General features: G+C 68.4%; 11 protein-coding genes. 9 read left to right on the top strand and 2 right to left on the bottom strand.

Translation table 11 applies throughout. The features are described from left to right. Positions 1–80 precede the first annotated feature (80 nt). Together ACVZTU_RS00355 and ACVZTU_RS00350 are read right to left on the bottom strand one after the other, a co-directional pair. Positions 81–1,160: an NAD(P)-dependent alcohol dehydrogenase gene (locus ACVZTU_RS00355; protein WP_482401085.1), complete on the bottom strand. Its 1,080-nt coding sequence runs from the start codon at positions 1,158–1,160 to the stop codon at positions 81–83. A gap of 162 nt (positions 1,161–1,322) precedes the next feature. Beyond that, positions 1,323–3,113 (bottom strand): bifunctional 3'-5' exonuclease/DNA polymerase, encoded by a 1,791-nt coding sequence (locus tag ACVZTU_RS00350; protein WP_482401084.1) that lies wholly within the window; start codon positions 3,111–3,113, stop codon positions 1,323–1,325. A 161-nt stretch (positions 3,114–3,274) separates the two neighbouring features. Here ACVZTU_RS00350 and ACVZTU_RS00345 point away from each other — a divergent pair, with 161 nt between their 5' ends. The 9 genes from ACVZTU_RS00345 (at position 3,275) to ACVZTU_RS00305 (ending at position 13,229) form a co-directional block, all read left to right on the top strand. Then, positions 3,275–4,648, top strand: coding sequence for an FAD-binding oxidoreductase (locus tag ACVZTU_RS00345; RefSeq protein WP_259358063.1), 1,374 nt, complete (start codon positions 3,275–3,277; stop codon positions 4,646–4,648). Between the two features lie 138 nt (positions 4,649–4,786). After that, on the top strand, positions 4,787–5,221 hold the full coding sequence (locus ACVZTU_RS00340; protein ID WP_482401083.1) for a YciI family protein: 435 nt from the start codon (positions 4,787–4,789) through the stop codon (positions 5,219–5,221). A gap of 10 nt (positions 5,222–5,231) precedes the next feature. Continuing rightward, complete coding sequence (locus ACVZTU_RS00335) at positions 5,232–6,485, top strand: RNA polymerase sigma factor (RefSeq protein ID WP_482401082.1); 1,254 nt, start codon at positions 5,232–5,234, stop codon at positions 6,483–6,485. An 84-nt stretch (positions 6,486–6,569) separates the two neighbouring features. Continuing rightward, positions 6,570–7,532 carry a mevalonate kinase gene (gene mvk / locus ACVZTU_RS00330; protein WP_482401081.1) on the top strand — a complete coding sequence of 321 codons (963 nt, stop codon included), beginning with the start codon at positions 6,570–6,572 and terminating at the stop codon, positions 7,530–7,532. Beyond that, a complete protein-coding gene (gene mvaD, locus ACVZTU_RS00325) occupies positions 7,529–8,545 on the top strand; it encodes a diphosphomevalonate decarboxylase (RefSeq protein ID WP_139909586.1) in 1,017 nt (338 codons plus the stop codon). The genes mvk and mvaD overlap by 4 nt, the downstream gene beginning before the upstream one ends. Then, positions 8,542–9,672, top strand: coding sequence for a phosphomevalonate kinase (locus tag ACVZTU_RS00320; protein WP_482401080.1), 1,131 nt, complete (start codon positions 8,542–8,544; stop codon positions 9,670–9,672). Before mvaD ends, ACVZTU_RS00320 begins: the two co-directional genes overlap by 4 nt. Further along, on the top strand, positions 9,662–10,822 hold the full coding sequence (gene fni / locus ACVZTU_RS00315; RefSeq protein WP_139467653.1) for a type 2 isopentenyl-diphosphate Delta-isomerase: 1,161 nt from the start codon (positions 9,662–9,664) through the stop codon (positions 10,820–10,822). The genes ACVZTU_RS00320 and fni overlap by 11 nt, the downstream gene beginning before the upstream one ends. Continuing rightward, positions 10,819–11,922 (top strand): hydroxymethylglutaryl-CoA reductase, encoded by a 1,104-nt coding sequence (locus ACVZTU_RS00310; RefSeq protein WP_139467652.1) that lies wholly within the window; start codon positions 10,819–10,821, stop codon positions 11,920–11,922. Before fni ends, ACVZTU_RS00310 begins: the two co-directional genes overlap by 4 nt. Then, a complete protein-coding gene (locus tag ACVZTU_RS00305; protein ID WP_482401079.1) occupies positions 11,919–13,229 on the top strand; it encodes a hydroxymethylglutaryl-CoA synthase family protein in 1,311 nt (436 codons plus the stop codon). The genes ACVZTU_RS00310 and ACVZTU_RS00305 overlap by 4 nt, the downstream gene beginning before the upstream one ends. Positions 13,230–13,401 lie beyond the last annotated feature (172 nt).

Raw genomic sequence — 13,401 nt, 5'->3', positions numbered from 1 at the left:
TCCCGCATCGATTGCGGGAATCCCTCGACCCTTGCGGTCTCACGCCCGGGATTCGGACGAGGCGGATCAGACGAGGCGGATCAGGCGACGGCCTCGACGTCATCGAAGCTCGCGGTGTCGATGACGACGCGGAACTGCACGTCTCCGGCCACGACTCGGTCGTAGGCGGCGTCCGCCTCGGTGACGGGGATCGTCTCGATCTTCGCGGCGATGCCGTGTTCGGCGCAGAAGTCGAGCATTTCCTGGGTCTCGGCGATGCCGCCGATGTTCGATCCGGCGATGGCCTTGGCCCCGCCGATGACGGCACCGAAGGAGAACTCCTGCTTCTCCGGCGGCAGACCGACGACGGTCATGACCCCGCGCGGCCCCAGCAGTCGCAGGTAGCGGTTGACGGGGATATCGGCGCTGATCGTGTTGAGGATGAGGTCAAACTCGCCGGCATGGTCGGAGAAGAAGTTCTCGTCGGTGGTGGCGAGCATCCGCTTCGCACCGAGTTCCAGCGCCGCGGCTTCCTTCTTCAGCGTGCGGGACAGAACGGTGACCTCGGCGCCCATGGCTGCGGCGATCTGCACGCCCATGTGGCCGAGTCCGCCGAGTCCGAGCACGGCGACCTGCTTGGGAGCTCCGTTCTTCTTCTCACCGGCGCCCCAGCGGTTGAGCGGTGCGTAGGTGGTGATGCCCGCGCACAGCAGCGGGGCGGCGACGTCGAAGTCGAGCGCATCGGGGATCCGGCAGACGAAGCGTTCGTTGACGACGACCTTCTGCGCGTATCCGCCCTGGGTGATCGTGCCGTCGACGTCTTCGACGTTGTACGTGCCGACGTTGCCGTTCAGGCAGTTCTGCTCCTGACCGGCCCGGCATTCCTCGCACTCGCCGCACGAGTTCACCATGCAGCCCACGCCCACGCGGTCGCCGACCTTCCAATCGGTGACATCGGAACCGACGGCCTCGACGACGCCGGCGATCTCGTGGCCGACGGTGAGCGGGAAGTGCGCTTCGCCCCATTCGTTGCGGATGGTGTGGATGTCGCTGTGGCAGATGCCTGCGGCCTTGATGTCGATGACGACGTCATCGGGTCGGGGATCCCGGCGTTCGATCGTGGCCACGCGGAACGGCTGATCCGCTCCCGTCTTCTGCAGTGCCTTGACGCTGATGCTCATGTGATCTCCTTGGACTTGCGTATCCGTTGCTGGGCCACATCGTCCAGCGCTTGCGGCTCGCAGTCTATTCCATGCACATGGACTTATTCTTCGTAGATCCGCTCAGTCCCTCATTCGGGCCCATCGAACGCCTCAGTCCTTCATTCGGCCCCATCGAACGGCTCAGTCCTTGATCGCGCGCTCACCGATGCTCAGATCGAGGGGGAAATCGACGGGGGCATCCCCGAACAGCAGTCGACCCGCCGAGGCGGCCGCCGCCCTGATCGCCTCCGCCGCCTCCTCGGCCTGCTCGGTCGGGGCATGGACGATGACCTCATCGTGGAGGAAGAACACGAGGTGAGCACGGCGGGAGAACACCGGCCCCGAGGCGGCCGCCTCAGATGTGTCCTCGATCTCCGGCAGCCGCGCCAGGCGCAGCCGCAGGTCGGCCAGCCAGGCCAGCGCCCATTCGGCCGCTGTGCCCTGAACGACGAAATTGCGGGTGAACCGTCCCTGGTCACCGGCGGCCCGCCGGGCCCGCTGTTCATCGGCACCGGTGGCATCGAAGCGGTTCGCGGCCCTCTGCAGTCTCTGCCACCCCTCGCCGGGCGGCGGGGAGGTCCGTCCCAACCAGGTGGATACGACTCCTCCCTGTCGTCCCGCCTCGGCGGCGGAATCGACGAGGTGCATGGCGGCGGGGAAATTCTGCCGCAGACGCGGCACCAGGGCTCCGGCCTCCCCAGTCGTCGATCCGTACATCGCCCCGAGCACCGCGATCTTCGCCTCCTGCCGGGTGGCCACGACGCCGGCGTCGACGAGCCCGGAGTAGAGATCGCGGCCGAATCCGGCCGCGGCCATCGCCCGGTCTCCGGACATGGCGGCGAGCGCCCGGGGTTCGAGCTGGGCGACATCGGCGGAGACGAGCCGCCATCCCTCGTCGGCACGCAGGGCCGGACGCAGCTGCCGCGGGATCTGCAGGGCCCCTCCCCCGCTGGCCGCCCACCTGCCGGTGACGACCCCGCCGGGCACGTACACGGGTCGGTACCGTCCGTCATCAACCCATTCGTCGAGCCAGTGCCAGCCGTTGGCCGACAGCAGTCGGGCCATCTTCTTGTACTCGAGCAGGGGCGCGATCGCCGGATGTTCGCTCGTCTGCAGCTCCCATTTCGAGGTCGAGGCGACGTTGATGCCGGCATTGCGCAGCGACGCGAGCAGCCGGTTCGGCGAATCGAGGTTGACCCGCGGATCCTCAAGGGCCGCGCGGACCTCCTCGGCCTTGGCCAGCATCTTCTGAGGCTTCCCGTCGCGGATCGGCCGGGGACCGAGCAGTTCGGTCAGTATCCGATCATGTTCGGCTTCGTCCCAGGGCACGCCTGCCGCGCGCATCTCTGCGGCGACGAGTCCTCCCGCCGATTCGGCTGCGAGCAGCAGCCTCAGGCGTCCCGGATCGCTCGCGGTCTCGATCGCCGCGGTCTGACGGGCATATTCGGCCAGAGCCGCCTCGAGATCGTGCGGAACCTGTGGGATGAATCCGCGCCCGGCATCGACGTCGAAGAGAGCGGCCGCCTGTTCGGGTGCGGCGGCGTCAGCGGGCGCGGCGTCCCATTCGGAGGCGGTACGCACCGCCTCCGGTGCGGTGACGAGTTCGGAGCGGGCGAGGATCGCGTGGGCCAGACGCAGATCATGGCAGCGCTCAAGACTCGCCCCGGCGGCCAACAGCGGCGGGCACCATTTCGCGGTATCGCTGAGGACCCAGCGAGGGCGGGCCGCGCCCGGCTCGCTCGGATCTCCCCCGGCCCCGTCCTCACGGTCACGGACGAAATCGGGCAGGTCCGCCTCGGCGAGGTCGATCCGACCGATTTCCTCACCCGCGCTGTCGAGGTCGACGATCCCGATCCGCTGCCCCTCGAACCCGGTTCCGGGCACGGCTCCGAGCACGCAGGCGGCAGGCCGCTGAGCGGGGGCGGAGGTCATGGATCCAGCCTACGCCGCGGGCCCGCTCGGACAGTCGCTCGGACGATCTCCCGCTCGCCTGTCCGCACCCTGGCCCTGGCCGCCTGCGGCGAACGTGATCCTGGTAACGTCGAGAGCGAACTCCGGGTGCCGAACTCCGCTCGAAAGGTCAGACACACAACATGGACGTTGTCTCCTCCCTCACCTCCGCTCTGCCGGCCGAAGCCGTCATCACCGATCCCGATTCGATGGACGCCTACCGCTGGGACCGTGCGAACGACCCCGATGCCGGGGTGCCTGCCGCCGTGGTCCGGGTGAGAACCACCGAGGAGGTGCAGACGGTGGTGCGCATCGCCGCCGAGGCGAAGGTCCCGATCGTGCCCCGCGGCGCCGGATCCGGCCTATCGGGCGGCAGCTCCGCGATCGCCGGCGGAATCGTGCTGTCCCTGGACAAGATGCGCGAGATCAGCATCGATCCCGTCACCCGCATGGCCACGGTCCAGCCGGGCGCCTTCAATGCCGAGGTCAAGGCCGCCGCGGCCGAACACGGCCTGTGGTACCCGCCGGACCCCTCGTCCTTCGAGTTCTGCTCCATCGGCGGCAACATCGCCACGAACGCCGGCGGCCTGTGCTGCGTGAAATACGGTGTGACAACGGACTATGTCCTCGGCATGACCGTCGTCCTCGCCGATGGACGGGCGGTCAAACTCGGCGGCCCGAGGCTCAAGGACGTCGCGGGTCTGCCGCTGACGAAGCTCTTCGTCGGTTCCGAGGGGACCTTGGGCGTGATCACCGAGGTGACCCTGCGGCTCATTCCCGCCCAGTTGCCCCCGACGACTGTCGTCGCGATGTTCCCGAGGCTCGCCGATGCCACGAACGCCGTGCTCGAGATCGCGAAGGCCATGCGACCCTCGATGCTCGAGTTCATGGACAAGCCCTCGATCAACGCCGTCGAGGATGAGCTGAAGATGGGGCTCGACCGTGAGGCCGAAGGCATGCTCGTCATCCAGTCCGACGAACCCGGCGAGCACTGCACTGTGCAGGCGAAGATCATCGAGGAGATCTGCAACAGCAACTCTGCCTCAGAGTGCTATCTCACTGCCGACCCCGACGAGGGCGAAGCCTTCGTCACGGCCCGCCGGATCGCGATCCCGGCCGTGGAGAAGAAGGGTGCTCTGCTGCTCGAGGACGTCGGGGTTCCGCTGCCGAAGCTCGGCGACCTGGTCCTCGGCATCGAGAAGATCGCGGCCGAACGCAAGGTGACGATCGCCGTCATCGCGCACGCCGGCGACGGCAACACGCATCCGCTGCTCGTCCTCGATCCCAAGGATGAGGAACAGCAGAAGCGCGCGCAGATCGCCTACGGCGAGGTCATGGATCTGGCCACGGGGCTGGGCGGGACGATCACCGGTGAGCACGGCGTCGGCCGACTCAAGGCGCCGTGGCTCGCGCCCTACCTCGGCGAGGACGTCATGGAGCTCAACCACCGGATCAAACAGGCCCTCGATCCGGACAACATCTTCAACCCGGGATCGGTCTACACCGGACTCGTCTGAGGGTTCGGCCGGGTCGGGACCGCCTCGGCGGAGGGGATTCGTGGAAGAATTCTGCACAGCTGTCGAATCGGCGTCGATTCGATCGTCTTCTCTGTGAGCGGCCGAAATCCGGCCGCCGCACACAGAACGGAGCGAACCATGCGCTATTCACTGATCTTCCACGCACCCGAGCCCGGAGCCGACGGCCCTGCCCCCACCGAAGAGGACTTCCAGGAGATGATGCGCCTCATGGACGACTTCGGCCAGGCGCTGACCTCGGCCGGGGTCGTCGTCGCCTGGGAGATGCTCGCACCCCACTCCGAGACGAAGACCGTGACCCGCAGGACCGGAGAAGTCGTCATCGAGGATGGGCCCTTCGCCGCGGCGAAGGAGGCCCTGGCCGGGGTCGTCGTCATCGACGTTCCTGACATCGAGGCGGCCCTGGCCTGGGCCGAGAAGTTCCCCGGCACGAGCTACGGCACCATCGAGGTCCGACCCGCGGCGACTTCGTTCGTCGACGGCACCTGGACCCGACCGGGTGACGGGCCGGCCGGACCCGGCGAATGCCCGTCCCGCCCGGACGGCTCCTCCTGATCGCTCGCCGATGATCGAGTCCGCCGATCCTGCCGAGCGCGCGATGATCCTGTCCCAGGACGGCTGGGGCAGGATCGTCGCACTCATCGCGGCCGCCGATGGTGATATCTCCGGCGCCGAGGATGCGCTGTCCACGGCGCTCGAACGTGCCGTGACCGCGTGGCGGGCCCACGGTCCGCCCGGGAATCCCGAGGGCTGGCTCTACCGGGTGGCTCTCAATGCCCGCCGGGACGTGTGGAGATCGGCGGCGGCACGGACCTCGACGGCCCTCGATGAGGAGACGATCGACCGCATCGACGCCGGCACCGACCCTGCCCATCACGACCCTGACGCTCTGCCCGACCGCCGGCTCGAACTCCTCGCCGCCTGCGCCCACCCGGACATCGAGCCTCCCGCCCGGCCGCTGCTCATGCTCTCGGCGGTGATGGGGATGACGGCAAAACAGATCGCGGCGGCCATGGCCCTGCCCGCCGCCACCGTCTCTGCCCGTCTGACCAGGGCGAAGAAGCGCGTTGCCGGTCTCGGCGTCGCCTTCGGCAGTCCCGACCGTCTCGACCTCGAGTCCCGTCTGCCCGATGTGTTTGAGGCGATCTACGGGGCATTCGCCATCGAATGGGCTCAGGCGGCCGCGCAGCCACGGGAGGGCATGATCGGCGAGGCCCTGTACCTGTCCCGCCTCGTGGCCGAACTCTGCCCCGGTGACGGCGAATCCCACGGACTGGCCGCCCTCATCCACCTCTCCGCCGCCCGGTTCCCCGCTCGTCGCAGCGGCGACGGACGATTCGTGCCCCTGTCCGACCAAGACCCGGGCCGCTGGGACGGAACTCTCACCGAGGCGGGCGAGCGCCACCTCGTCGAGGTCCACCGCTGCGGACACGTCGGCCGATTCGGGCTCGAGGCGGCCATCCAACTCCTCCATATGGCCGGAATCCGCACCGGATCCACGGATTGGCCGATGCTGCTGCGCCTCCACGACGATCTCGCGCAGGTAGCCCCGAGTCTCGGCGGGTCGGTCTCCCGAGCGGCCGTCCTCGCCGAGGTCGACGGCCCCGAGGCGGGACTGGCCGCACTCGACGCGCTGGGCTTCGACCCGGACGGCCAAGACGATAAGCGCGTCTCCGCCTTCCAACCTGCCTGGGTGCTGCGGGCTCATCTGCTCACCCGCCTCGGCCGCACAGACGAGGCGACCACCGCCCGTCGGCGCGCCCTCGACCTGACCACCGATCCGGCCGAACGTGACTACCTCTCGGCAGGACCCACCTGAGACGGACGTCACCTCGTCTTCGGGATGGGAGGGGGTACGGCATATGATGGTGAAATCAATCCACAGACTCCGAAACCATCCTGCATGCACAATTCCTCTCAGACCGAACCCGCCCAGGGCACGTCCCAGGGCTTCGCCCACGCAAAGGCGATCCTGTTCGGCGAACACGCGGTTGTCTACGGCTCTCCGGCCGTCGCAGTGCCATTGCACGGGCTCGGAGTCCAGACCGATATCCGCCGGTCCCCGCACCAGGAGACCCGGATCGAGAGCCAGCTGTTCTCCGGAAATGCGCAGACCGCTCCGGAGCCGATGGGCCCCGTCGTCGCCGGTCTCAACGCCGCGCTGAAGGCCGTGGGAAATCCCGACGCCGAGGTGGAGCTGCTCATCCGTTCGGCGATCCCCCACAGCCGGGGCTTGGGTTCGAGTGCAGCCGTGGCCACCTCCGTGGCTCGCGCCGTCGCGAATCTGCATGCGACGGTCTTCGACGAGAACACCCTCCACGAGATCGTGCAGGCGGCCGAGACCGTCGCCCATGGCCGACCCAGCGGAATCGACGCCTGGGCCGTGGCCAAACCCGCCCCCATCCGCTTCCAGACCGGGTGCGCCCAGACCATCGACGTCGGTCAGCGCCTCGTCTTCGTCCTCGCGGACTCCGGTCATCACGGGTCCACCGCCGAGGCGGTCGGAGGGGTCCGCGCCCGCCGTGACGCCGATCCCGTGCGCATCGGAGGGATGATCGACCGTCTCGCCGAGATCACCGATTCCGCCGTCGACAACATCCGCTCCGGTGATCGTCGGGCGATCGGCACGCTGATGAACGAAGCCCATGGACTGCTCGGCAGCCTCGGTGTGTCGACCCCGACCCTCGATTCCCTCGTCGACGCCGCCACCGCGGCCGGAGCCTGGGGCGCCAAACTCACCGGCGGCGGACTCGGCGGCTGCGTGCTGGCCCTGGCCGAGGACGATGATTCGGCCGAAGAGCTCGCCGAGGCCCTGCGCAAGGCGGGAGCACCCCGCACCTGGACGACGGAGGTCAGACCGACATGAGAACGACGACGGCGCGGGCCTACCCGAACATCGCCCTGGTCAAGTACTGGGGCAAGGCCGATGAGGAGCTCATCCTGCCCGCTGCGGGCAGTCTGTCGCTGACCCTCGACCATTTCGAGACCACGACCACCGTGGTGCCCGCCCCGGACGCCGAGACCGATGTCCTCGAACTCGACGGCGCACTCGCCGATGCCGGTCAGACGGACCGCATCTCCACCTTCCTCGACCATGTCCGTGACCTGGCCGGACGCGATGATCGGGTCCTCGTCCGGTCCCGCAATTCCGTGCCCACGGGTGCCGGTCTGGCCTCCTCGGCGTCGGGCTTCGCAGCTCTGGCGACGGCCGCCGCCGGGGCCTTCGACCTCGACCTCGCACCCCGCGATCTCAGCCGGCTGGCCCGCCGCGGTTCGGGGTCGGCCTGCCGCTCGATTCCCGACGGCATCGCCGTCTGGCACGCCGGCGACGACGCCTCCTCCTTCGCCGAAACCGTTCCCGCTCCGGATATGCGGATGATCATCGTCACCGTCAACCGGGCCAGGAAGGCCGTGTCCTCCCGCGAGGCGATGCGCCTGACAGCCGCCACCTCTCCCTTCTACTCCGGCTGGGTGTCCTCGACCGAGGACTACCTCGAGCAGATGGTCGCCGCGTGCGCGGCCGGGGACTTCACCCGCATCGGCGAGATCACCGAATCCCACGCCCTGCGCATGCACGGACTCATCCAGTCCACCGTGCCGCCGATCCGGTTCCTCAATCCGACCAGCCACGCGATCTTCGACGCCGTGGCCGAAGCCCGCGAGTCGGGGATCGAAGCCTATTCGACCGCCGATGCCGGCCCGAACGTCGCCGTCATCGTCCGCCCCCATGACGCCGAGGCGCTGGCCGAGAAGCTCTCCGGCTTCGGCGACGTCCGCGTCGTCGGACCCGGACCGGGAGCCCACCTGCTCACCGCCGCCGACGCAGTCCCGCCCGCAGACGCAGTGAACCCGGCTGCGGGTGAGGGCAGCCGGGCATGATCGAGACCCGGGCACCCGGCAAGCTGTTCATCGCCGGCGAGTACGCCGTCGTCGAGCCCGGACAGCCCGCCGTGCTCATCGCCGTCGACCGGTGCATCACCGTCCGGCTGACCGAGAGCGAAGGCGCCGGCCGCATCCATTCGAGCGAATACGGTCAAGCTCCCGTCGTGTGGCGGCGCGAAGACGACGGTGAGCACATCATCGTCGACGAGCGCCCCTTCGACTATGTGCTCTCGGCGATCTCCACCGTCGAAGAGCTGCGCTCCGGCCGGGGCGCCAGCCCCCGCTACTTCGATCTCGAGATCTCCAGCGAACTCAATGACTCGGACGGCCGGAAGTTCGGTCTCGGCTCCTCAGCGGCGGTGACGGTGGCGACGATCGCCGCGCTCGATGAGTTCTATCGCCTCGGGCTGACCCTGACCGAACGCTTCAAACTCGCCGTCCTGGCGACCATCGCGATCTCCACAAAGGCCTCCGGCGGCGATCTTGCCGCGAGCACCTTCGGCGGCTGGATCCGCTACTCCTCCCCCGACCGTGCCGCCCTGCACGCTCACCGCGAGGCCCACGGGGTCGTCTCCGCCATGAGCTGCTCGGAATGGGCCGGCTGCTCGGCCAGACGGGTCACCCCACCGAGCTCGCTCGACCTCCTCGTCGGCTGGACCGGATCACCGGCGTCGACCGAACACCTCGTCACACGCGTCCACACCCCGCGCGAGCGGACGGACGAATCCTCCTCCGAATCGTCCCCGGCAGCGCAGAAACCGCGCCCGCTCGTGTCCTTCGCCGCCGAGTCGCACACGCTCGTCGACGATCTCGTGGCGGCCTTCGACGCCGACGATGCCGAGGCCAGCCTGACCACGATCCGCTCCGTGCGCGCCCTGCTGCGGCGACTGAGCGACTCCACGGGCAGCCTCATCGAAACCGAAGCCCTGCACGACCTGTGCGAGATCGCCGAAACCCACGGGGCCGCAGCGAAGCCCTCGGGAGCCGGCGGCGGTGACTGCGGAATCGCCCTCGCTCACCCCCACACCGAAGCACAGACCATTCTCAGCGGCTGGGAAGCCGCCGGAATCCGACCCCTGGACCTCGGTGCCCACCGAGAGGAAGGCGAGATCGATGAGTTCTGAGACCCCGGCATCAGTTGAGACTCCGGAGACCAAGGCCTCACGGGCCTCCCGCAAGGACGACCACGTGCGCCTCGCCTCGGCGCAGCAGACGGAAGGCCCCCGCCGCACCGACTTCGACGACCTCGAATTCGTCCACCATGCGCTCTCGGGCACGAACCCCGAACTTGTCGACCTCAGCGTCGAACTGGGCGAGTGGACCTGGCCGACGCCCTTCTACGTCAACGGCATGACCGGCGGCACGGAGACCACGGCGAAGATCAACCGGGACCTGGCCATCGCCGCCGCCGAGACCGGTCTGCCCATGGCCTGCGGATCGATGAGCGTGGCCCTCGACGACGCCGAGGCAGCGAAGGGCTTCACCGTCATCCGCGAGGAGAACCCGGACGGCTTCGTCATGGGCAACCTCGGTGCCGGTCGCAGCGCCGATGATGCCCGACGGGCTGTCGAGCTGCTGAACGCCGATGCCCTCCAGCTGCACATCAATCCGGTGCAGGAGACCGCGATGCCCGAAGGCACCCGCGACTTCTCCACCTGGCTGTCCGGACTCGAGGACATCGTCGCCGCCTGCCCCGTGCCCGTCGTCGTCAAGGAGGTCGGATTCGGACTCAGCCGCCGGACGCTCACCCTGCTCGCCGATATCGGGGTCCAGTACGCCGATGTCTCCGGCGCCGGAGGCACGGACTTCCTGCGCATCGAGAACGATCGCTCACCGGCCGATGACTTCTCCATGCTCACCGGCTTCGGCCAGTCCGCCCTGGCCTGCCTGCTCGACGCCCCACCCGAGTGGACAACGGAGACGACGATGGACGACGGCGTCTCGAACCGCGTGCTCCTGGCCTCCGGCGGCGTGCGCAACCCCTATGATGTCGTGAAAGCACTGGCCTGCGGTGCTCGGGCCGTCGGCGTCGCCGGCACGTTCCTGCAGACCGTGCTCGACCACGGTCCGGACGGGCTCGTCGATCTCGTGCGCACCTGGCAGACTCAGACCTCGGCTCTGTTCGCCCTGCTCGGGGCGCAGCGGTCCACGGACCTCACGGCCACGGACCTGCTCACGCGGGGCCGCCTCGGCGAGTTCGCCCGCCTGCGCGGAATCGACGTCACCGCGCTCTCGCACCGATCCGACGTCCTTTCGAGGAGGAATCAGCTGTGAATCAGCAGACCACGATCACCGGGATCCCCACCACGTGGGTCGGTCCCCTGCGGGTCAGCGGCGAAGCGCTGGCGCCGAGTGGCACCCACACCGAGGTGGCCGTGCCCCTGGCAACGTACGAGACACCGCTGTGGCCCTCCGTCGGCCGCGGGGCATCGATCTCCCGTGAGATCGAGGGTGGGATCCGCACCGTCATCGTCGATGAGCGGATGACCCGATCCGTGCTGTTCGTGGCCGAATCAGCGATCGGCGCCGAGGCGGCCGCGCAGGCCATCCGTCACCGCACCCGCGAACTCGAAGCCGTCGTCGAAGCCGGATCCGGCCACTGCCGGCTCATCGAGATCCACCCCGAGATCGTCGGGAACCTGCTCTTCGTCCGCTTCGCCTTCCGCACCAACGACGCCTCGGGCCACAATATGGTCACCCAGGCGTCGGATTCGCTCATGGACACCATCCTGTCCTGGCAGCTGGGCCTCGACTACGGCTCGGTGTCCGGCAACTACTGCTCGGACAAGAAGGCCACCGCGGTCAACGGGATCCTCGGACGCGGACGCAATGTCGTCGCCGAGATCGTCCTGCCCCACGAGGTCGTCGATCGTCGCCTGCGCACGAGCGCTGAGAAGATGGTCGAACTCGTCGTGCGCAAGAACCTCGTCGGATCGACGATCGCCGGAGCCCTGCGTTCGGCGAACGCGCACTATGCGAACATGCTGCTCGCCTTCTACCTGGCCACCGGTCAGGATGCGGCGAACATCGTCGAAGGTTCGCAGGGCATCACCTATGCGGAGAACCGCCCCGAAGGCCTGTACTTCTCGACGACGCTGCCGCACCTCATCGTCGGCACCGTGGGCAACGGCAAGGACCTGCCGCATGTCGATGAAGCGCTGGAGCGTCTCGGCTGCCGGGAGGATCGTGAGCCGGGAGCGAATTCGCGTCGACTGGCCGCGCTCATGGCCGCGACCGTGCTCTGCGGTGAGCTCTCTCTGCTCGCCGCTCAGACGAACCCCGGTGAGCTGATGGACACTCACCGTCAGATGGAACGCAAGGCTGATGAGCAGCGCGCTGCCGAGACTCAGCGAGAGGACGGCGAGGCCGCATGACATCACACACTGCTGCGGGCACTGTACCGATCGGCATCGACGACATCGAACTGGCCACGAGCCATCATGTCGTCAGGCTCGATGACTTCGCCGAGGCGAACGGCACCGATCCGAACAAGTTCCGCCTCGGCCTCGGCCAAGACGAGTTCAGCTTCCCGGCACCCGATGAGGATGTCGTGACCATGGCCGCCGCGGCCGCCGCGCCCATCATTCAGCGCAGCGGGACTGAGGGCATCCGCACGATGCTCTTTGCCACCGAATCGGGAATCGACCAGTCGAAGGCCGCCGGCATGGCCGTGCACTCGCTGCTCGACCTGCCGTCGCAGATGCGCGTCGTCGAGGTCAAGGAAGCGTGCTATTCGGCGACGGCAGCCCTGCAGGCCGCCGTCGGCATCGTCACCCGGTCACCGGGTCAGCGCGTGCTCGTCATCGCCTCGGATGTGGCCCGCTATGCCCTCGATTCTCCGGGTGAACCGACCCAGGGTGCCGGTGCCGTGGCGATGCTCGTCTCGGCGGATCCGAAGCTGCTCGAGATCGAACCGGTCTCGGGCCTGAACTCGGCCGATGTCGATGACTTCTGGCGCCCGAACGATTCGACGACTGCGATCGTCGACGGGGCCCTGTCGGTCACCGCGTACCTCGATGCGCTCACCGGGGCGTGGACCGATCTGGCCACACAGGGCGGACCGGCCATCGCCGAGATCGACCGCGTGCTCTACCACCAGCCGTTCACGAAGATGGCGAAGAAGGCACAGGTCCATCTCGCCGGACTCACCGGTGAGGATCTCGACACGGAGATCGTCCCGGGTGTCTCCGGCGCGGGCGCCGCTGCTGCCAGTCCCGGCCCGGCTGCCGCCCACTCGGCCGCCGCCACGGACTCAGCCACTGCCGGCGCTTCCGACAACTCCGTTGCCACTGGCCCGCGCGATACGGGGCTGGCCACGAGCACTCTGTACAACCGGCGCCTCGGCAACTCCTACACAGCTTCGCTCTACGCAGGACTGTGCTCACTGCTCGATCACGATGACGATCTTGCCGGCAAGCGCATCGGGCTGTTCAGCTATGGGTCGGGCAGCGTCGGCGAGTTCTTCACCGCCCGCGTCGTCCCCGGCTACGAACAGCATTCGCACCGACTAACCGTCACCGAGGCCCTCGACGCCCGGGTTCCGCTGTCCATCGACGCGTACCGCGCGCTCCACGCCGCCGAGCTCTCCAGCGCCGAGGACGTCACGACCCCGAAGGTGACTGCGGGACCGTTCCGCTTCGCCGGGATCAAGGGCCGCGCCCGCCTCTACGAGCGCGCCTAGGCGGCTCACCCGACACTTCACGCACTGCGTTCGGCCCAGTTTGGGGCGAACAGCCCATGTTTGAAACTGGGCTGCTCAACTCAAACTGGGCCTTTCGCGAGTTTTCAACCGACCGCAGGCACGAAGAAGCCCCTCACCTTGACCCTGACGGGACCCGGTGAGGGGCTTCTCG

The sequence above is a fragment of the Brevibacterium sp. OS20 genome (assembly GCF_056837565.1).
This window is presented reverse-complemented; position numbering and strand designations above follow the sequence as displayed.

Bases quoted from the DNA above. Each gene is read 5' to 3' on its own strand.
- ACVZTU_RS00355 (WP_482401085.1), bottom strand. From the start codon at position 1,160: ATGAGCATCAGCGTCAAGGCACTGCAGAAGACGGGAGCGGATCAGCCG.
- ACVZTU_RS00350 (WP_482401084.1), bottom strand. From the start codon at position 3,113: ATGACCTCCGCCCCCGCTCAGCGGCCTGCCGCCTGCGTGCTCGGAGCC.
- ACVZTU_RS00345 (WP_259358063.1), top strand. From the start codon at position 3,275: ATGGACGTTGTCTCCTCCCTCACCTCCGCTCTGCCGGCCGAAGCCGTC.
- ACVZTU_RS00340 (WP_482401083.1), top strand. From the start codon at position 4,787: ATGCGCTATTCACTGATCTTCCACGCACCCGAGCCCGGAGCCGACGGC.
- ACVZTU_RS00335 (WP_482401082.1), top strand. From the start codon at position 5,232: ATGATCGAGTCCGCCGATCCTGCCGAGCGCGCGATGATCCTGTCCCAG.
- mvk (WP_482401081.1), top strand. From the start codon at position 6,570: ATGCACAATTCCTCTCAGACCGAACCCGCCCAGGGCACGTCCCAGGGC.
- mvaD (WP_139909586.1), top strand. From the start codon at position 7,529: ATGAGAACGACGACGGCGCGGGCCTACCCGAACATCGCCCTGGTCAAG.
- ACVZTU_RS00320 (WP_482401080.1), top strand. From the start codon at position 8,542: ATGATCGAGACCCGGGCACCCGGCAAGCTGTTCATCGCCGGCGAGTAC.
- fni (WP_139467653.1), top strand. From the start codon at position 9,662: ATGAGTTCTGAGACCCCGGCATCAGTTGAGACTCCGGAGACCAAGGCC.
- ACVZTU_RS00305 (WP_482401079.1), top strand. From the start codon at position 11,919: ATGACATCACACACTGCTGCGGGCACTGTACCGATCGGCATCGACGAC.